The sequence below is a fragment of the Streptantibioticus silvisoli genome, assembly GCF_027947535.2.
Taxonomy (GTDB): Bacteria; Actinomycetota; Actinomycetes; order Streptomycetales; family Streptomycetaceae; genus Streptantibioticus_C; species Streptantibioticus_C silvisoli.
In genome coordinates this window covers 147,587-165,876 of record NZ_JAAGKO020000009.1, presented here as the reverse complement: position 1 = coordinate 165,876, position 18,290 = coordinate 147,587, and the positions used below count along the sequence as shown (strand labels likewise).

Genomic DNA, 18,290 nt, shown 5'->3' with positions numbered 1-18,290 from the left:
CCGGTGAACGTGCTGGACATCCTGCTGTTGCTCGCCGCCGTGTGGTTCGCCGTCATCGGTTACCGGCAGGGCTTCGTCGTCGGCGTGCTGTCGGTCTTCGGCTTCCTGGGCGGCGGCCTGATCGCCATCTACGTCCTGCCCATAATCTGGGATGACGCGGTCGGCCCCGCCACCAAGATCGGCACGTACACCGCCATCGCGGCCGTGGCGATCGTCATCATCTTCGCCTCCGTGGGCCAGGCCTGCACCACCCACTTCGGCAACAAGCTGCGCACCCGCATCACCTGGTCGCCCGCCCGCGCCATCGACGCCACCGGCGGCGCGCTGGTCAACGTGCTCGCCATGCTGCTGGTCGCCTGGCTCATCGGCTCCGCCCTGGCCGGCACCGCGCTGCCCACCATCGGCCGCGAGGTCCGCTCCTCCAAGGTGCTCACCGGCGTGTCCCGCATGATCCCGGCCCGCGCCGACGGCTGGTTCGCCGACTTCTCCTCCGTGCTGGCCCAGAACGGCTTCCCGCAGGTCTTCACCCCGTTCTCCAGCGAGCCCATCACCAACGTGCCGCCGCCCGACCCCAAGCTGGTCTCCAACGGCACCGCCTCACGCGCCGAGGACAGCATCGTCAAGATCGTCGGCACCGCGGACTCCTGCAGCAAGGTGCTGGAAGGCTCCGGCTTCGTCTTCTCGCCGCACCACGTCATGACCAACGCCCACGTGGTCGGCGGCGTCCGCAACCCCACCGTGCAGATCGGCGGCGTCGGCCGGCAGTACCCGGCCCGCGTCGTCCTGTACGACTGGCAGCGCGACGTGGCCGTCCTCGACGTCCCGTCGCTCGACGCGCCCGCGCTGACCTTCGACACCACCGCCGCGCACACCGGCGACAGCGCCATCGTCGCCGGCTTCCCCGAGAACGGCCCCTTCAACGTCCAGGCCGCCCGGGTCCGCGCCCGCATCCAGGCTCACGGCCCCGACATCTACCGCCGCGGCAACGTCAGCCGTGACGTCTACTCCCTCTACACCGTCGTCCGCCAGGGCAACTCCGGCGGCCCGCTCCTGACACCCGGTGGCCGGGTCTACGGCATCGTCTTCGCCAAGTCCCTCGACGACGACACCACCGGCTACGCCCTCACCGAGAACGAGATCAGCTCCGACATCACCACCGGCCGCACGGCCTCCCACACGGTCGACACGCAGGGCTGCGCGCTCTGAGGGGGGAGAGTCTTCCGCGGTGCGGGGGTGCGGGGGTGGTTGGCGGCGCGGTGGCCGCCGGTGCGGGGGCATCGGCGGTGGTTGGCGGTGTGGCGCTCGCCGGTGCGGGTGCGCTGGCGGGGGACAGGGTGAGGCTGGCTGCGGTCGCGCCGGTACGGGGTCGTCGGCGCCGGTGACGGTGCGTGGCCGGTGGCTGGGCGCCGGTACGGGGATGCCTGCGGTTGACGGTGCAAAGGCGGCGGCTGGGCGCCGGTGCGAAATCGTCGGCACCGCCGCCGGTCGCTCGACGCGGCGGTGCCTGGGAATCGGCCTTCGGCGTTCCGGTGTCTTCGGCGGCCTCGGTGTCCTGGAGGAGTGTCCTGGTGTCTTCAGTACCGGGTCGGCCCGGGCCGGATGGGCCGGCCGGCCCCGTGCTGGATCAGTCGCTGCGGGAGGAATGCCGGAGTCTGGCTCCGACCCACCGAGCACGGCGCCGCAGAATGTGCGGGATGGCCAGCAGCTGTTCTCTGTCCTGAAGAACCGCGGTGGGTGCGCCTGCCGTTCCGGCCCCGGCTTCCGGGGTGGCTCGGCGGCGGTCACGGGACACATCGCGGTAGTCGTGCGTCAAGCCCATACGGAGCTACGTGCCCGCCACTCGCGATCGGTAACCGTATTCGTGGCCGATGAGTCGATTTCGGCCGGTCGGCCCCGTGACGGAAGTCCCCCATACGGGCCTCCGTCGGCCTCCGCGGGCGTTGGCGGGCCTTCCACGGGGGACGCGGTGGGGGCCTCCGCCGGTTCTGGTGGGCCTCCGCCAGGCGTGGTGGGGCCTCCGCGGGCCCGCGGGAGCGGTGCGCGGTAGCGGTGGGGGATACGGGGGCGGGACGGGGATGGGGTGCGAGATGGGGCCGGGTCGGCGACGCTCAGCCTGACGCCCGGTCTGTGCCGGCGCCGACCGGCCGGATTCGTGCAGCCCGCCTGTGTCCGCGTCAGGCGCTCAAGGCTCCGTACAACCCCGCCTGTGTCCGCGTCAGAGGTTCGGGGCCCGTACAGCTGCCTGTGCCTGCGTCAGGCGATCGAAACCCGGGCGGCGGCCTGTGCAGGCCGCAGACAGCGCCGATGCGCCTAGCGGCGGCGGACGCACCCGGCGGGGAACCTCAGCGGTCCGGTTCGGGGTCCTGGAGCCAGTTGATCAGCTCGGTGGAGAACGCGGCCGGGTCCTCCTCGTGCGGGAAGTGCCCGAGCCCGTCGAAGAGCCGCCAGCGGTACGGCGCCTCCACGTACTCGCCCGAACCGGCCGCGCTGCGGGTCCGCATCACCGGATCGAGTGAGCCGTGCAGGTGCAGCGTCGGCACCCGCACCGGTCGTTTCATCCGACGGTAGAACTGCACGCCGTCCGGCCGGGCCATCGACCGCACCAGCCACCGGTACGGCTCGATCGAACAGTGTGCCGTCGACGGGATCCGCATCGCCCGGCGGTAGGTGTCCACCACCGCGTCCTGCGGCGGCACCGGCCCCGACCACTCGCGCATCAGCCGCCCGACCAGCTCCGCGTCGTCAGCCACCAGCCGCCGCTCCGGCAGCCACGGCTGCTGGAACCCCCAGATGTGCGAACTGTTCGCGCTCTGCCGGACGTCCGCCAGCATCGCCGACCGCCAGCGCCGCGGGTGCGGCATCGAGCACACCGCCAGCCGGCGCACCAGCTTCGGCCGCATCGCCGCGGCCGTCCAGGCCAGATAACCGCCCAGGTCGTGCCCCACCAGTGCCGCATCCGGCTCACCCAGCGACCGGATCACCCCGGTCACGTCCAGCGCCAGGTTGCCCGGGTCGTAGCCGCGCGGCGTCCGGTCGCTGCCGCCGACCCCGCGCAGATCCATCGCCACCGCCCGGAAGCCCACCTCCGCCAGCGCCGTCATCTGATGCCGCCACGTCCACCAGAACTGCGGGAAGCCGTGCAGCAGCAGCACCAACGGTCCGTCGCCCGCCTCCGCGATGTGGAACCGCGCGCCATTGGCGGCGACGTCCCGGTGCGTCCAGGGTCCGTCGAGGCGTACACCCGATGAGTCTGCGACCGTCATGTCGCAGAGCGTGTCACATCTGGCGGACCGGCGTCTTTTCGATCGCCACGGCGTCCCTGGGCCGCAGCGCGACCTGCTCCTGACCGTCCGCCAGCGCCCGCGGATGCGGCTTGACGTTCTGAAGGGCCTGCGCGGTCTGCTTGGCCGAAGAGATCGTCAGCTCCGGCTTCTGGATCTTCTTGAACCTGTTCACCGCGATCAGCGCCAGCAGTGCGGCCACCACGATGAACGCGCCGCCGACGATCAGGAACGACCACGCCAGCCCCAGACCGAGGTTGTGGATGCCGTAGGCCGCCGCGAAGCTGAGCACCGGCATCGCGAACAGCCCGAGCATGCCCGCCACCGCGATCGCCCCGCCGCCGATCCCGGCCCGCTTGGCGTCCTGCCGCAACTCGGCCTTGGCCAGCGCGATCTCCTCGTGGACGAGTGCCGACATCTCCGCCGTGGCCGCCGTGACCAGCTGCGCCAAGGTGCGCCCGTCGGTCCGCTCGTCTGCGCTCATCGCGTCCTCCGTCTGCCGTTCCGCCGGCCGGGTGCCGACTTGCTGCCCGCGTGACCCGCCGCGGTCACCGCTGGGATCATGCTGGACCATCGTCCCCGGAACCCGCTCCCCGGGCCAGTTCCGCGAGTCGGCGGTGCTCGGCGGCCTGTGTTTCAAGGATCACCGCGATGTACGGCCGGTATTCCGGATTCCCCCGTTCGTCCACGCGGGGCACACCGACCTGTTCGCTGTTCCGCCCGCGTCCCCGGCGCCGACGGGACGGGGGCACCCGGCGCGACCTCACCGGCTGCCCCCGCTCCACCGAGGGCACGCCGTCAATCCGCTGACGGCGCTGTCACCCCTCGGACCCTCGGACGTACCGTCAGTCCTCCGAGGACGCCGCCGGCAACTTGGACTGGATCAGGTCCATGACGGTGGAGTCGGTCAGCGTGGTGACGTCACCCAGCTGCCGGTTCTCGGCGACATCGCGCAGCAGCCGGCGCATGATCTTGCCGGACCGGGTCTTCGGCAGTTCGGCGACGGTCAGAACGCGCTTGGGCTTGGCGATCGGGCCGAGCGTCTTGCCGACGTGGTCGCGCAGTTCCTTGATCAACGCCTCCCCCTCGTCCTTCGCCGACCCGCGCAGGATGACGAAGGCGACGATGGCCTGGCCGGTCGTGGCGTCGGCGGCGCCCACGACGGCCGACTCGGCGACCTTCGGGTGGGAGACCAGGGCGGACTCCACCTCGGTGGTCGAGATGTTGTGACCGGAGACCAGCATGACGTCGTCCACCCGGCCCAACAGCCAGATGTCGCCGTCATCGTCCTTCTTCGCTCCGTCACCGGCGAAGTACCGCTCCGGGAAACGGGACCAGTACGTGTCGATGAAGCGCTGGTCGTCACCCCAGATGGTGCGCAGCATCGACGGCCACGGCTCGGTCAGTACGAGGTATCCGCCGGAGCCGTTGGCGACCTCGTTGGCCTCGTCGTCGACCACGGTGGCGGCGATACCCGGCAGCGGCGTCTGGGCGGAGCCGGGCTTGGTGTGCGTCACGCCGGGCAGCGGGCTGATCATCATCGCGCCCGTCTCGGTCTGCCACCACGTGTCGACGATCGGGCAGCGGTTACCGCCGATGTGCTCGCGGTACCACATCCAGGCCTCGGGGTTGATCGGCTCCCCGACGCTGCCGAGCACCCGCAGGCTCGACAGATCGAACCCGGCCGGGATGTCGTCGCCCCACTTCATGAACGTCCGGATCGCGGTGGGGGCGGTGTACAGGAGCGTCACCCCGTACTTCTGCACGATCTCCCAGAAGCGCCCCTGGTGCGGCGTGTCGGGGGTGCCCTCGTAGATGACCTGGGTCGCGCCGTTCGACAGCGGCCCGTACACGATGTACGAGTGGCCCGTCACCCAGCCGATGTCGGCGGTGCACCAGAAGACGTCCGACTCCGGCTTGAGGTCGAACACCGCGTGGTGGGTGTAGCTTGCCTGCGTCAGGTAGCCGCCCGACGTGTGCAGGATGCCCTTCGGCTTCCCCGTGGTGCCGGAGGTGTACAGGATGAACAGCGGGTGCTCGGCGTCGAAGGCCTGCGGCGTGTGGTCGGTGGACTGGCGCCCCACGGCCTCGTGCCACCACACGTCCTTGGTGTCGTCCCAGGCCACGTCCTGCCCGGTGCGGCGCACCACCAGCACGTGTTCGACCTGCGGGCACTTGGCCACCGCCTCGTCGATCGCCGGCTTCAGGGCGGAGGGCGCGCCGCGCCGGTAGCCGCCGTCCGCGGTGATGACGACGTGTGCGTCGGCATCCTGGATGCGGGAGGCGACGGCGTCGGCGGAGAAGCCGCCGAAGACGACCGAGTGGGCCGCGCCGATGCGGGCACAGGCCAGCATGGCGGTGACGGCCTCGGGGATCATCGGCAGGTAGATCGCGACGCGGTCGCCCGCCTGGACGCCGAGCTCGGTCAGGGCGTTGGCCGCCTGGCTGACCTCGTCCTTGAGCTGGGCGTAGGTGACGGTACGGGTGTCGCCGGGCTCGCCCTCGAAGTGGATGGCGACGCGGTCGCCGTGGCCGGCCTCCACATGCCGGTCCACGCAGTTGTAGGCGACGTTGAGCCGGCCGTCGGCGAACCACTTGGCGAACGGCGGGTTCGACCAGTCGAGGGTCTCGGTCGGCTCGGTGGACCAGCTGAGCCGGCGGGCCTGCTCGGCCCAGAACGCCAGGCGGTCCTCCTTCGCCCGGTCGTAGGCCTCCTCCTTGACGTTGGCAGCCGCTGCCAACTCGGCGGGAGGCGCGAACCGACGTTCTTCACGCAGCAAGTTGGCCAGACTCTCGTTACCGCTCACGCCATCTCCTCGTATCCCTCGGCTGCCCGCCCTTCGGCTCTTCGCGGGCCGTTCCGTTGTGAAGACTGCCAGGCTCGCTGCACGGGCTTCCAGCGCTACCCCATCAGCCTGAGGCCGCGATGACAAGATCCACGGCTCTTTGGTGTAGACCTCTTGGCCCAGCCCTCGGCCGGTCCCCGCAGGTCTGACGTGGCCGGGACACGGTGGGCGGCGCTGGAACGGGTGCCCCGGAGGCGGTGTGGTGGTCGGCCCCGGCGTCGGAGCGGGCCGCCGGGAGGGGGTTTGCCGGGCGGGGTCGGGGGATCGCCGGCGGGGGCGGAGTGCCCGGAGCGGGTGTTCGGTCCCCGGTGAACTGCTGGGGTGCGGCGGGCTGTTCGGGGTGCCGTCATTCGGGGTGCCGTCATTCGGGGTGCCGTCATAGGGGCGTTGGACGTGGATGCGGGCGGGGTGGGGGCGTGGCGTCAGGTGTGCGCGGGTGCGTCGGGCAGGACGGCGTGGAAGATCCCTGACGCCTCGTCGAGGAGGTATCCCTGCGCGCCTCGGCCACGTGGAAGTACATGCCGTGCAGGCGCAGTTGTCCCTCGGCCACTCGGCGGGAGACACAGGTGTGCTCCATGAGGTGGCCGAGCTGCTGCACGACGTTGAGCAGACAGAGCCGTTCCACATCGTCCGCGACCGGACGGTCCGCGATCAGAGGACGGCCGTTGGTCACCGCATCGTCCAGCCTGACGAGGCTGGGGCGGCCGTGACGCAGCCAGCGGGTCAGGGGGCTGGGGCGAGCGGGGTGCCCCGAGGCCGTCGGCGCCGCGCCGGAAGGGTGGGCGGTCGCCGCGGCGTTCAGCAGCGCCTGCATGGCTCCGCAACCGGAGTGTCCGCAGACGGTGATGGAGGTGACCCGCAGGACTTCGACGGCGTACTCGATGGCCGCTGCCACTGAGTCGCACACCGTCTCCGGACCGGGTGACGGGGGCGGTGGGACCAGGTTGCCCACGTTGCGCACGGTGAAGAGGTCCCCGGGCCGGCTGGAGGTGATCATGCTGGTCACCAGCCGGGAGTCCGCGCACGCGAGGAAGAGCTGGGTGGGGCGCTGTCCGTCGCGGGCGAGGCGCCCGAGCTCCTCTCGTACCAGCGGTGCCGTGTCCCGCTGGAAGGTCGCGATGGCGGAGCTCAGGTCGAGGAACGGCGGCGTCGGGGGCTTCGTCCCCGGGCGGGTCGGGGACGTCGGGTGTGACTGGCGCATGTCCGCTCCTGCAGGCCGGCGAAGTGTCGGTCGCGGAGTGTGGTGGCTCCGTTATTTTCAAGGATCAGTAAATGAAGAGTAATGGGAGGATATAGACCCTGGGAAGGGCCGAATGGGTGTACGGGTCTCATTCACTACGAACGAGTGAACTGCCGCCGGATGTTGCCGCTGCGGAACGAGGGGCGCGGAGGTGGTGGCGCGCGGCAGCTGGGCGGTGGGATCGGGGGCCGGGTACGCGTGAGCCCACGCGGGGCCTGCGGGAGGCGTGTCGGAGGACGTCGGTGGGCGGTTCGACCGGACTTGCCGCCTCCGGGGCCACTGCTCCGGGACCTGTCGCCTGCGGGGCCGCTGTCTCCGGGACTTAGGGGCCGCAGGTCCACCGCCTCCCGGGCCACTGCCTCCAAGGCTCAGCGCCTGCGAGGGCCACCGTCTCCGGGACTCACCGCTCGCCGAACCACCGCTCCCGGTGACGGCCGGCGCCACGCCTCCGGGGGAGTTCCTCATCGTCTGCGGACTCGCCGGCCGGACCCACGCGCCAACGGGGCAGGTCGTCGCGTCGAAGCCGGTTCGCCCCCCGTCGCAGCCCGGCCGCCGGTCCGTCGACTACCGGGTGTCTCCCTCGGGCCGGCCGGAGCTGCCTACCGGACGTGGGCCGGAGTCGACCGGAGCCGACCATCAGGTGCCTGGCGGACGCCGACCGGAATCCCGGGTGCCGACGCCGCCTTGGTGATCGGTGACTCGTCGAGAACGAAGTTCGGGTCGATCTGCGCGGCGAGATCGGTGCCGGTGCGCTCGTTGCCCCAACTCTCCGCGTTCTTCAGGTGGAAGTGCACCATCTGATGGGTGTAGCGGGTCCAGTCTCGGCCTTCGTAGGACGCGTCGGCGGCTTCGTGCAGGGCGTGCAGGGCCAGGCGGTTGGGCTCTTCGAGCAGTTCGAAACGCGGTGGGCGTCCCTTCTCCATCGCCCGGACCCAGTCCGAGTGGCCCACCGTGGCGAACAGGTCATCGCCCACCTCGTCGCGGAGAAAGGCCAGGTCATCGGCGTCCCGCACCTTGTTCCCGACCACCCGCAGCGCCACGTCGAAATCGCGCGCGTACTCCTTGTACTGGCGGTAGACGCCGACACCCTTGCGCGTCGGCTCCGCGACCAGGAACGTCATGTCGAACCGGGTGAACATCCCGGAGGCGAACGAGTCGCTGCCCGCCGTCATGTCCACCACCACGTACTCGTCGCGCCCGTCGACCAGGTGGTTGAGGCAGAGTTCGACCGCGCCGACCTTGGAGTGGTAGCAGGCCACGCCCAGGTCGGACTCGGTGAACGGGCCGGTGACCATCAACCGCACTTCGCCGTCGTCGAGTCGCACCGTGCGGGCGCAGGCCGCGTAGACCGGGTTTTCCTCGGCGACGCGGAGGAGCCGGGAGCCGTGACCCGGCGGTGTCGTCTTGATCATCGTATCGGCGGACGAGATGCGCGGATTCGTTCCCCGCAGGTATTCCTTGATCTCCGGAAGGTGTGCGCCGAGCGCCGGAAGGGTCGCCGCGTCGTCCTCGTCGAGGCCCAGTGCGGGACCGAGGTGCTGGTTGATGTCGGCGTCGATGGCGACCACCGGCGCTCCCAGGGCCGCCAGATGCCGGATGAACAGGGAGGAGAGCGTGGTCTTACCGCTCCCGCCCTTGCCAACGAAAGCGATCTTCATGTTCAAGAGCGTAGTGCGCCGTGTGTTCCCGACCCGGCCATCGGCACGCCGAAACCACTCGTTCGAGCGGTGTGGGACGGCGAACGAGGGCTTTGGGTGGGCGCGCGGCATCAGGTTCCGCGCTGACACGCGCGCCGGTACGCCGGGGAGACCGGGCATACCGGCATATCGGCATGCCGGGGAGACCTGCCGGCATACCGGCGCGCCGGGGGAGACCCGGCCCTGGCCCGGGTGCTTTGAGCGCTTCGGTGGGCGGTGCGTAGGGTCGTCATCATGAGTGCGTCCTCCCGGGGAACGACCCCCGGCTCCTCGGCGGCCCCCGATCCTCTTGACGTGCTCGGCGCGCTGCCGGGCGTTTCGGACTCCGTCGACTCAGTACGGCAGGCGGTGGACCGGGTCTACGGCCACCGGGTGATGCGGCGGCGTTCGCAGGAGGTCAGTTCCGAGGCGGCGTTGCGCGGCGCCCGCGGTTCCGCCGCGCTGGCCGACGCGGACTGGCCGCTGGAGGAGGTGCGCCGGCGCAGCGACTTCGGGGCCGAGCCCGAGGCCCGTACGGTCGGCGCGGCGTTGCGCCTGACCGCTGAGGCCGGTCAGCTTCTCGACGTCTGGCGGCAGTCCCCGGTGCAGGCGCTGGCCCGCTTGCATCTGGTCGCGGCCGGTGGCATCGCCGCTGACGAGACGGTCGGTCGACCGCGTCTCGCCGGCGAATCCGTCACTGGTGAGCCCGCTGACCTGGAACAACTCCTCGCGCTGCCGTTGCCGGACGCCGCTGAGGTCGCCGCCCGCCTGGACGGACTGGCCGGGCTCCTGCGTTCCGGTTCCGCGGCGCCCGCGCTGGTGGTGGCCGCGGTGGTGCATGGTGAACTGCTGGCGTTGCGGCCCTTCGGGTCCGGTAACGGCGCCGTCGCGCGGGCCGCCGAACGGATCGTGCTGATCGGCAGCGGGCTCGACCCCAAGGGCATCTGCCCCGCCGAGGCAGGCCATGCCGAACTGGGACGCGCCGGCTACCTCGAGGCCCTTGAGGCGTACATGTCCGGTACGCCTGACGGCGTGGCGTTCTGGATCGGTCACTGCGCGAAGGCGGTGAACCTCGGCGCCCGGGAGAGCACCGCTGTGTGCGAGGCACTCCAACGGGGTGCCGCCTGACGGCAGTGACGAGTCCGCCGGGCCGCTGACCCGCGCTGCTCGGGCGTCCCGCCGCCCCTCACCGCATCGCCGGCGGGGACGGATGACCTGGGCCTCGGGGTGGTTTCGCCGAGCGGGCGTGGGATGACAGTCGTGCGCGGGACGTCAGCGGTGGCGGCTGGCCCGAACGCTTCGGCTGGCCGGATCGTCGCCGCCTGTCGGTACGCAAAGGCGGCGGCACCCAGAGGATGCCGCCGCTGGCACGTGCGCCAAGTGACCATGCGTGCACTCGTTTGACCCATCAGGCGGGGATTTCGGCCCCTTGAACCTGTGCGTCCGCCCGGTCAGCGGGCTGGCTTCGCGTGGGTGCCCGGCGTTCGTGCTCGGTCCGTGGGCCTGATCGACGGGATCCTCTCGGATGTCCGTGGTCTCGCGGGCCGTTGATTCCTTTCTACTCCCCGGGAAGAGGAAGCGGAACCCCTGGTTTCGGATTTTTGCTTTTCCTCTTATTCAATAATCAAGTATTTCTTTCGTAGCAAATGGACGTGATCGGTTCCGAATAGGTGACTTCAGGACAGCACTGGTCGCCGCCGCCGGGACATGTACCAGACCAGGCCGGCGGTCAGCACGGCACCGGCCGCCGCCGTGGCGGCCAGCACCGGTCGGCTGGGCATGGCCGGAACGCGCTGGCGCAGTCGGACGGGCCGGTTGAAGACCAGTACGGGCCAGCCGCGTGACACGGCTTCGCGACGCAGGGCCCGGTCCGGGTTGACCGCGTACGGATGCCCGACGGACGAGAGCATGGGGACGTCGGTCGCGGAGTCGCTGTAGGCGTAGCTGCGCTCCAGGTCATAGCCCTGTGAGGCGGCCAGTTCGGCGACTGCCACGGCCTTGGTGTCCGCGTAGGCGTAGTACTCGACCTCGCCCGTGTAGCAGCCGTCCGCGACGACCATGCGGGTCGCGACCACGTGGTCGGCGCCCAGGAGCGCGCCGATCGGCTCGACCACTTCGGCTCCCGAGGTGCTGACGATGACCACGTCACGTCCGGCCGCGTGGTGTTCCTCGATGAGCGAGGCGGCCTCGTCGTAGATCAGGGGGTCGATCAGGTCGTGCAGAGTTTCGGCGACGATCTCCCGGACCTGCTGCACGTTCCAGCCCCGGCACATGGCCGAGAGGTACTCGCGCATCCTCTCCATCTGGTCGTGGTCGGCGCCGCCGAGCAGATAGACGAACTGGGCGTAGGCCGTGCGAAGCACCGCCCGACGGTTGATCAGGCCGCCTTGATAGAAGGACTTGCTGAAGGCCAACGTGCTCGACTTCGCGATGACCGTCTTGTCGAGATCAAAGAAGGCGGCGGTCCGCGGCAAGGGGTGGTTTTCCACGATGACGAGCATAGGCACCCACCATTCGGCGTAAGCCCTGGCGCGTGGGTTTGCCTGAGAAGGCCTTCGGGTACACCATGGAAGTCACGGATCGTTCGCGACCGTGCTAACCCGGCTGGCTCCTCCCCCCCGAGTCGGCCGTGGGGACGACCCCCGCTCTCCCCCCCGGCGGGGGTCGTCGCATGTCCGGATGCCTTTCCGACCACTCGAATGGTCGATGCAGGTGCCACGAAGCCGGTCATTTCTTCTTCCCCCTGGTTCCGCTCGGTCTTGTCTCAGGTATGACGCGTGACCCTGCGTAATCGTTGCCCGTCTGTCGAGAAGTCACCCATCCGGGTGGCGAAGTTCTCCACAAGCACTGGGTTTTCCCCTGTTTTTCACCAAGATCACCACGATTACAGATCTCCCTTCACTGTGAAGGCACGCGAAGTTCGCGGCTCTAACGAGAGAAGTGAGGGGTCATGCTCGAATCCATGCCGACCGGCAGGCCTGAAGGCGCCGGGAGTATTCAACGAAGCGCGCTGAAACCGGACTTGGGACGGTGCGGGGTAAAACGGACTGTCCCCGCGAGGACGGTCGCGCATGGTGGTCGACCGAGCCCGTCGAGGCCCGGCGGCCTGTGCGATCCGCGCGGGCTGTCCGGCCCGGCTGCAAACGGAGGTGAGCCCCGGCCGTGGGCCTGCGCCCCTCCGCCTTCCTCCGGCCCCCGCGCCACCTCGTGCCTCCCCGCTGATTCGGCGCCGGAGCAGTCGTCCGCCGACAGCGGCACGGACGGCGGTGAGGCCCTTGCGCCGCGCTCATGTGGAGCATCCGTACTTCCCCCCGAGCCGGCCCCGCTCGTGTGGCAGGAGTGGGAGGACAGCGAGCCCGACTTCGGCACCGATCCCGGTGCGAATTGCGGTGCCGGCGAGGCGGGCATCGGCCTCGTCCCGGAGAGCGACATCGAGTACTTCGCCGTCTTCCAGGCCGACGACATCCGCCTGTCCTGCGTGAACGACGAGAAGCCGCCGGGCTCGGACGTTCCAGCTGTCGGGGAGATTCGGAGGACCCCGGATCACCGGACCAACTCGGCTGTCCCGGCGGCTTCGAGGGCCCGACCGGCCCCCGTGGCCGAGTCGGCGCAACCGGTCGCGCCACAGGCGGAGGCCGGACCGTCTGGGTCAACGAACACCGGGGCGTCAACCGTTCCGGCCCTTGGCCGCACGACATTCCCGGCAGGAGACCTCACCGACCCGGGCGTCGAAAAAGCCGGATACGGCGAAGAGCCCCTGCGTCCACCGCCGCTGCCGTCGTGGGCGCGGACGTCGGCTTCCGATCGGCTGCCCGAGCCTTACGCCACACCGCCGGAGCGGGATCACCCCGGCCGTCGTCCGGACGGTGACTCCGCTGACGGTGAGCGGACCGCGCCGCGGGCCGGGGGACGACCGGTGGGGATGCCGTTGATCGTCACGGAAGACGAGGCTTTGCTGGACGACCTGTTGCGTCTGTGCGCAGCCGCCGGTGTCGAGCCGGAGGTGTCCTTCGGGCCGCCGCCGGACCCGGGCAGCTGGGAGTCGGCACCGCTGGTGCTGGTGGGGGACGACTGCGCGGACGGGCTGCGCAGGATGCGGCGGCGGTCCGGTGTGCTGCTCGTCGGACGTGACCTCGACGACTCGCAGGTGTGGCGGCGTGGCGTGGTGATCGGCGCCGACCACGTGCTCTTCCTGCCGGATGCCGAGCCGTGGCTGGTGGACCTGATCGCCGATGCCGGGGAGGGCGTGGGGGAGACCGCGCTCACCGTGGGCGTGGTGGGCGGCCGCGGTGGCGCCGGCGCCAGCACGCTGGCCTGCGCGTTGGCGGTCACGGCCGCACGGCAGGGGCACCGGACGATGCTCATTGACGGCGATCCGCTCGGCGGCGGCCTGGACGTGCTGCTGGGTGCCGAGAGTGTCAGCGGGCTGCGGTGGCCGGACCTCGCCGAGTCCCAGGGCCGCGTCAGCTCCGGCGCGTTGGAGGAGTCGCTGCCGCGGTTGCACGACCTGAGCGTCCTCAGTTGGGACCGGTCCGACGCGGTCGTGATCACACCGGAGGCGATGCGCTCGGTCCTGGGCGCGGCACGGCGGCGTGGCGGGGTGGTTGTCGTGGACCTGCCCCGCCGGGTGGACGAGGCGGTCATCGAGGCGCTGTCGCAGACCGACGTCGGTCTGATGGTCGTACCGGCGGAACTGCGGGCGATCGCCGCCGCTGACCGGGTGGCGTCCCGGGTCGGCATGGTGCTGCGCGATCTGCGGGTGGTGGCGCGCGGTCCGTTCCCCGCAGGGCTGGACGGCGATGAGATCGCCCGGTTGCTGGGATTGCCGTCGGCCGGTGCGCTCGGCGTGGAGAAGGGGCTGGCGGAAGCGGTCGACTCCGGTGCGCCGCCCGGATCGCAGGTGCGCGGGCCGCTGGCGAAGTTCTGCACGTCGTTCCTGGCGGGTGCCCTGCGCAGCGACGGCAGCGTGCCAGCATGAACGGCTACGACAACACCGCCGAGACGGCGCCTGCGCACTCCGCCGCGATCACCGGCCAGGTGGGCGGACGGAGCGGGTTCACTCCATCGGGTGGACTTCCGGCGGCCGGGGCTTACGGATCGCAGGGTGCGGCCGGGCCGGAGACGGAGGGCGCCGCGTTGCTGGACGCGGTGCGGTTGACGCTGGCGGAGTCCGGCCAGGAGCCGACACCGGCCCGGGTCGCCGCCGCGTTGCGGTCGCAAGGGCGGCTGTTGGGTGACACGGCGGTGCTCGGTGTGGTGCGCGAGTTGCGATCCGAGATGGTCGGCGCCGGCCTGCTGGAACCGCTGTTGCTGGAGCCGGGCGTCACCGATGTGCTGGTGAACGGGCCGGACGAGGTCTGGGTGGATCGCGGGGCCGGGCTGGAGCGGACCGGGGTGCGTTTCCGTGACGCGGCGGCGGTACGCCGGCTGGCGCAGCGGCTGGCCACGGCGGCGGGGCGGCGGCTGGACGACGCCAGGCCCTGGGTCGACGCGCGGTTGCCCGACGGGACCCGGATGCACGCGGTGCTGCCCCCGGTGTCGGTGGGTTCGCCGTGCGTGTCGCTGCGGGTGGTGCGGGCGCGGGCGTTCTCCCTGGAAGAGCTGGCCGACGCGGGCACGGTGGACGCGGAGGCGGCGGCACTGCTGCGGGCGCTGGTCGACGCGAGGTTGTCGTTCCTGGTCTCCGGCGGCACCGGGTGCGGGAAGACGACGTTGCTCAGCACGCTGCTGGGCCTGGTCGGGCATGGGGAACGCATCGTGCTGGCCGAGGACTCCGCCGAGTTGCGGCCCGCTCATCCGCACGTCGTCCGGTTGGAGACCCGGCCCGCCAACCAGGAGGGCGTCGGGTTGGTGACGTTGCGGGACCTGGTGCGGCAGGCACTGCGCATGCGGCCGGACCGCTTGGTGGTCGGCGAGGTGCGCGGGCCCGAAGTCCTGGATCTGCTGGCCGCGTTGAACACCGGGCACGAGGGCGGCTGCGGCACGGTGCACGCCAACGCGGCCTGCGACGTCCCGGCGCGTCTGGAGGCGCTGGGATCGACCGCCGGGCTGGAACGGGCGGCGCTGCACAGCCAGTTGGCGTCCGCCCTGTCGGTGGTGGTGCATCTGGCCCGGGACCGTGCGGGCCGCCGGCGGCTGTCGGAGCTGCACGTGCTGGAACGCGACGCGGCCGGACTGGTCGCCACCGTTCCGGCGGTGGTGCGCAGTACGGACGGCCGGTTCGAACGCGAGCGCGGCTGGCGGCGGTTCGCGGAACTGTGCGGGCGGGGGATGCGGTGATGGACGCGGAGCTGGCCGCAGCGTGGAGCGTGGCGGGGGTGGCGATGGTCGCGGTGTGGGCGCTGCACCGCCGGGCCGGCGCGGCGCGCAGGGTGCGGTTGTTGCTGACCGGCACCGGATCGGAGCGGGCGACCGCTGCGTCGGGACCGGGCCGGGGGTCGGAGGTACGGGCGGTGCGTGTGCGGGCCGTGCTGGTGGCGGCGTACGGGCGGGGCAAGAAACGCCTGGAGCGCCGCCTGGGGGCCCGGATCGGCCCGGAGACGCTGTGCTTGCCGGCAGGGCTTCTGCTGGCGCTGGCGGCCCGTTCGCCGGTTCCGTTGCTGGCCGGTGCGGTGGCGGTGCCGTGCGTGGGGCGCCGACTGCGGTGCCGGGAGCAGCGGTTGGCGTGCGAGGCGCGCGAGGAGGCCGTGGCCGGGCTGTGCGCGGCGCTCGCCGGTGAACTGCGGGCCGGCAGCCCACCGGAGCTGGTGCTGACCGAGGCGGTCGAGCGGCTGCGCGGGACGGATGTGGCGCAGGGGTGGGCGGCGTTGACGCCCTTGCTGGCGGCGGCCCGGTTCGGCGGCGACGTGCCGTCGGCGTTGCGTGAGGCGGCGGGGCAGCTCGGGGCGGAGGGACTGGCCGCTGTGGCCGTCTGCTGGGAGGTGGCGGTGGACGGGGGCGCCGGTCTCGCGGACGGGCTGGACCGGGTGGCCGCCTCGCTGAGAGCAGAACGAAGCCAACGTGAGGACCTGCGCGCGCAGTTGGCCGGCCCCAAGGTGACGGCCGCGATGCTCGCGCTGCTGCCGGCCTTCGGCGTGTTGCTCGGCGTGTCGTTGGGCGCCGATCCGTTGCGGGTGTTGTTCCGCACCGCGGTCGGGTTCGCCTGCCTGGTCGTGGGGGCCGCGCTGGAGTGGGCCGGGCTGGCGTGGACCGCGCGGATCGTGCGGACCGCGGAGGGGGTGCCGTCGTGAGCGCGGGGGTGGTCCACAGCCTCGGGGAGGGGGCGTGGCTCGCCGTCGGAGCGGGCGCTGCCTCGGCGGCCGGTGCGGTGGGGAGGGCGGTGCGCCGGGCACGGTCGGCGCGGCGGCGCCGGGAGGCGTTGCTGGGGGCCGGTGAGTCGCGTCGGCGGCACCGGTTCGGCGGCCGGGCGGAAGCACTCCGGGCGGCAGCCCGTGCGTGGGCCGTGCCCGCCGGGGCGGGGGTGGCGGCGGGCTGGTTGGTCGGCGGTGCCGCCGGGTGCCTGCTGGGCGCGGCCGCCGCGTACGGCGCCCGGCGATGGCGGAGGACGGCTGCGGCGCGGGCCTCTCCCGTCGCCGCCGCGGTGGGAAGCCGACTGCCGGAGGCGGCGGAGCTGTTGGCGGCGTGTCTCGCTTCCGGGGCCGGCCCGGTCGCGGCGGCGGACGCGGTGGGGCGCACGTTGGGCGGCCCGCTGGGTGAGGCGTTGCGCCGGATCGCCGCGGAGGTGCGGCTGGGCGGTGACCCGGCGCGGTGCTGGCAGCGGCTGGCGGTGGTGCCGGGGGCCTGCGACCTCGCTCGGTGGATGGCGCGGTCGGTGACGACCGGGGTGCCACCGGTCGCGGCGGTGACGCGGTTCGCGGCGGAGTGCCGTGCCGGGCGGGCCCGTGCGGCGGGGGCACGGGCACGGCGGGCCGCGGTGCTGGCGACCGCGCCGCTGGGCCTGTGCTTCCTGCCGGCCTTTCTCGCGGTGGGCGTCGTGCCGGTGGTCATCGGCCTGGCGGGGGTGATGACCGGCGGGGGCTGAAGAGGCGGGAGCACGCGTCGGGCGCGGGGTCCACGAGACCTGAGCCGCGACAGCGGTCCGGGGTGCGCGGCTGAGTGTCCCGGCCGGATCACGGAACGTACCGAACCCATCGCCCCGGCAGTCGGGGTGAACGGAAACCAGGAGGAAGACATGACCAGTTGGATCAAGGACGCGATGCGGCACGGCCGCAAGCTCGGCGGCGCATGCGGCGTACGACGTGGAGGCGGGGTCTCGGCCCGTTGGCGTGCGATGCGCGGCGCGGCGGCTGACGCCGGGATGTCGACGGCGGAGTACGCCGTGGGCACGGTGGCGGCGTGCGGGTTCGCGGCGGTGCTGTACAAGGTCGTCACCAGCGCGGCGGTGAGTTCCGCCCTCACCGGCATGATCAAGAAGGCGCTCGATGTGTCCTTCTGACCTGCGCCTTCCCGCCGTTGCCCGCCGTTGCTGGCGGGCGCGGCGGGCTGGGCGCGGGGGAACGGACGCGGGGTATGTGACGGCTGAGACGGCGGTGGTGTTGCCGGTGCTCGTGGTGTTCACCGCGATGCTGCTGTGGGGGCTCCAGGCGGCGACCGCGCAGATCAGGTGCGTGGACGCGGCCAGAGCCGGCGCGCGTTCGGTGGCCAGGTCGGAGCCCGCCTCCGTTGCGGTCGCCGCAGCCTCCGCCGCCGCACCCTCCGGCGCGTTGGTGACGGTACGGCGCGGTGGTGACCTGGTGCGGGTGCGGGTGACGGCGCGTTCGCTGGGGCCAGGCGGGCTGGCGCGGTTGCTGTCGGTGACCGTCGGCGCTGAGGCGGCCGCCTTGGACGAGGGGACTGTCCGGTGAGCGCGGTGAGGCGGGACCGGGACCGTGGCCCGGCCTTGGGGCGGGGCCGGGGCCGGGATCGGGGGTCCGCGACGGTGTGGGCCGTGGTGGCGACCGGGCTGCTGTGCACGGTGTTCGCCGCCCTGCTGGGGCTCGGTCAGGCCGTCGCGTCACGCCACCGGGCCGGCGGCGCGGCCGACCTCGCGGCGCTCGCGGCGGCGGATCGCGCCCTGGACGGTGAACGGACCGCGTGCCAGGCGGCGGAACGCGTCGCTCAGGCACAGGGCGCACGGCTGGACGCCTGCGTGGTGGTCGGCGAGGTGGCCGACGTCACCGCCGAGGTGCCGGGGCCAGGCTTCCCGTTCCCGACCGGCCCGGCCAGGAGCCGCGCGCGAGCGGGGCCGTCGGACGAGGGCACGGGTGCG

Annotated in this window: 14 protein-coding genes and 1 pseudogene; 9 read left to right on the top strand and 6 right to left on the bottom strand. The window is 72.1% G+C overall.

The window, feature by feature from the left end:
- Positions 1-3: 3 nt before the first annotated feature.
- On the top strand, positions 4-1,206 hold the full coding sequence (locus tag POF43_RS09655) for a MarP family serine protease (protein ID WP_271323860.1): 1,203 nt from the start codon (positions 4-6) through the stop codon (positions 1,204-1,206).
- Between the two features lie 1,136 nt (positions 1,207-2,342).
- Here the strand turns inward: POF43_RS09655 and POF43_RS09645 are convergent.
- The 5 genes from POF43_RS09645 to POF43_RS09625 form a co-directional block, all read right to left on the bottom strand.
- Positions 2,343-3,263 carry an alpha/beta fold hydrolase gene (locus POF43_RS09645; protein ID WP_271325250.1) on the bottom strand — a complete coding sequence of 307 codons (921 nt, stop codon included), beginning with the start codon at positions 3,261-3,263 and terminating at the stop codon, positions 2,343-2,345.
- 13 nt (positions 3,264-3,276) lie between these two features.
- Positions 3,277-3,765, bottom strand: a complete 489-nt coding sequence (locus POF43_RS09640; RefSeq protein WP_271317575.1) for a phage holin family protein — start codon at positions 3,763-3,765, stop codon at positions 3,277-3,279.
- Between the two features lie 361 nt (positions 3,766-4,126).
- Complete coding sequence (acs, locus tag POF43_RS09635) at positions 4,127-6,088, bottom strand: acetate--CoA ligase (RefSeq protein WP_271317574.1); 1,962 nt, start codon at positions 6,086-6,088, stop codon at positions 4,127-4,129.
- A 415-nt stretch (positions 6,089-6,503) separates the two neighbouring features.
- Positions 6,504-7,328, bottom strand: coding sequence for a carbonic anhydrase (locus POF43_RS09630; protein WP_372515924.1), 825 nt, complete (start codon positions 7,326-7,328; stop codon positions 6,504-6,506).
- A 638-nt stretch (positions 7,329-7,966) separates the two neighbouring features.
- Positions 7,967-9,025, bottom strand: coding sequence for an ATP-binding protein (locus POF43_RS09625; RefSeq protein WP_271324110.1), 1,059 nt, complete (start codon positions 9,023-9,025; stop codon positions 7,967-7,969).
- 273 nt (positions 9,026-9,298) lie between these two features.
- On the opposite strand from POF43_RS09625, the gene POF43_RS09620 reads away from it, so the two are divergent.
- On the top strand, positions 9,299-10,171 hold the full coding sequence (locus POF43_RS09620) for a Fic family protein (RefSeq protein ID WP_271324109.1): 873 nt from the start codon (positions 9,299-9,301) through the stop codon (positions 10,169-10,171).
- A gap of 548 nt (positions 10,172-10,719) precedes the next feature.
- On the opposite strand, the gene POF43_RS09615 is transcribed toward POF43_RS09620, so the two are convergent.
- On the bottom strand, positions 10,720-11,544 hold the full coding sequence (locus POF43_RS09615; protein ID WP_271315652.1) for an HAD family hydrolase: 825 nt from the start codon (positions 11,542-11,544) through the stop codon (positions 10,720-10,722).
- Positions 11,545-12,965: 1,421 nt separating this feature from the next.
- On the opposite strand from POF43_RS09615, the gene ssd reads away from it, so the two are divergent.
- The 7 genes and pseudogenes from ssd to POF43_RS09580 form a co-directional block, all read left to right on the top strand.
- A complete protein-coding gene (gene ssd / locus POF43_RS09610) occupies positions 12,966-14,021 on the top strand; it encodes a septum site-determining protein Ssd (protein ID WP_271315651.1) in 1,056 nt (351 codons plus the stop codon).
- Positions 14,018-15,322, top strand: coding sequence for a TadA family conjugal transfer-associated ATPase (locus POF43_RS09605; RefSeq protein ID WP_271324108.1), 1,305 nt, complete (start codon positions 14,018-14,020; stop codon positions 15,320-15,322). Before ssd ends, POF43_RS09605 begins: the two co-directional genes overlap by 4 nt.
- Entirely contained in the window at positions 15,322-16,272 is a 951-nt protein-coding gene (locus tag POF43_RS09600) for a type II secretion system F family protein (RefSeq protein ID WP_282704503.1), read from the top strand. The genes POF43_RS09605 and POF43_RS09600 overlap by 1 nt, the downstream gene beginning before the upstream one ends.
- Positions 16,273-16,622: 350 nt before the next feature.
- A complete protein-coding gene (locus POF43_RS34845; RefSeq protein ID WP_308217731.1) occupies positions 16,623-17,063 on the top strand; it encodes a type II secretion system F family protein in 441 nt (146 codons plus the stop codon).
- 150 nt (positions 17,064-17,213) lie between these two features.
- Positions 17,214-17,477, top strand: a complete 264-nt coding sequence (locus POF43_RS09590) for a DUF4244 domain-containing protein (protein WP_271325914.1) — start codon at positions 17,214-17,216, stop codon at positions 17,475-17,477.
- A gap of 76 nt (positions 17,478-17,553) precedes the next feature.
- Positions 17,554-17,886 (top strand): TadE family type IV pilus minor pilin, encoded by a 333-nt coding sequence (locus POF43_RS09585; protein ID WP_372515922.1) that lies wholly within the window; start codon positions 17,554-17,556, stop codon positions 17,884-17,886.
- Positions 17,883-18,257 (top strand): annotated as a pseudogene (locus POF43_RS09580) (Rv3654c family TadE-like protein); the annotation flags it as partial. The gene POF43_RS09585 and the pseudogene POF43_RS09580, both read left to right, overlap by 4 nt.
- Positions 18,258-18,290: the final 33 nt, after the last annotated feature.

Excerpts from the sequence above, each read along its gene's own strand:
- ssd (WP_271315651.1), top strand. The coding sequence starts at position 12,966 with ATGCCGTTGATCGTCACGGAAGACGAGGCTTTGCTGGACGACCTGTTG.
- POF43_RS09620 (WP_271324109.1), top strand. The coding sequence starts at position 9,299 with ATGAGTGCGTCCTCCCGGGGAACGACCCCCGGCTCCTCGGCGGCCCCC.
- POF43_RS09645 (WP_271325250.1), bottom strand. The coding sequence starts at position 3,263 with ATGACGGTCGCAGACTCATCGGGTGTACGCCTCGACGGACCCTGGACG.
- POF43_RS09590 (WP_271325914.1), top strand. The coding sequence starts at position 17,214 with ATGACCAGTTGGATCAAGGACGCGATGCGGCACGGCCGCAAGCTCGGC.
- POF43_RS09630 (WP_372515924.1), bottom strand. The coding sequence starts at position 7,328 with ATGCGCCAGTCACACCCGACGTCCCCGACCCGCCCGGGGACGAAGCCC.
- POF43_RS09615 (WP_271315652.1), bottom strand. The coding sequence starts at position 11,544 with ATGCTCGTCATCGTGGAAAACCACCCCTTGCCGCGGACCGCCGCCTTC.
- POF43_RS09640 (WP_271317575.1), bottom strand. The coding sequence starts at position 3,765 with ATGAGCGCAGACGAGCGGACCGACGGGCGCACCTTGGCGCAGCTGGTC.
- POF43_RS09600 (WP_282704503.1), top strand. The coding sequence starts at position 15,322 with ATGGACGCGGAGCTGGCCGCAGCGTGGAGCGTGGCGGGGGTGGCGATG.
- POF43_RS09625 (WP_271324110.1), bottom strand. The coding sequence starts at position 9,025 with ATGAAGATCGCTTTCGTTGGCAAGGGCGGGAGCGGTAAGACCACGCTC.
- POF43_RS09605 (WP_271324108.1), top strand. The coding sequence starts at position 14,018 with ATGAACGGCTACGACAACACCGCCGAGACGGCGCCTGCGCACTCCGCC.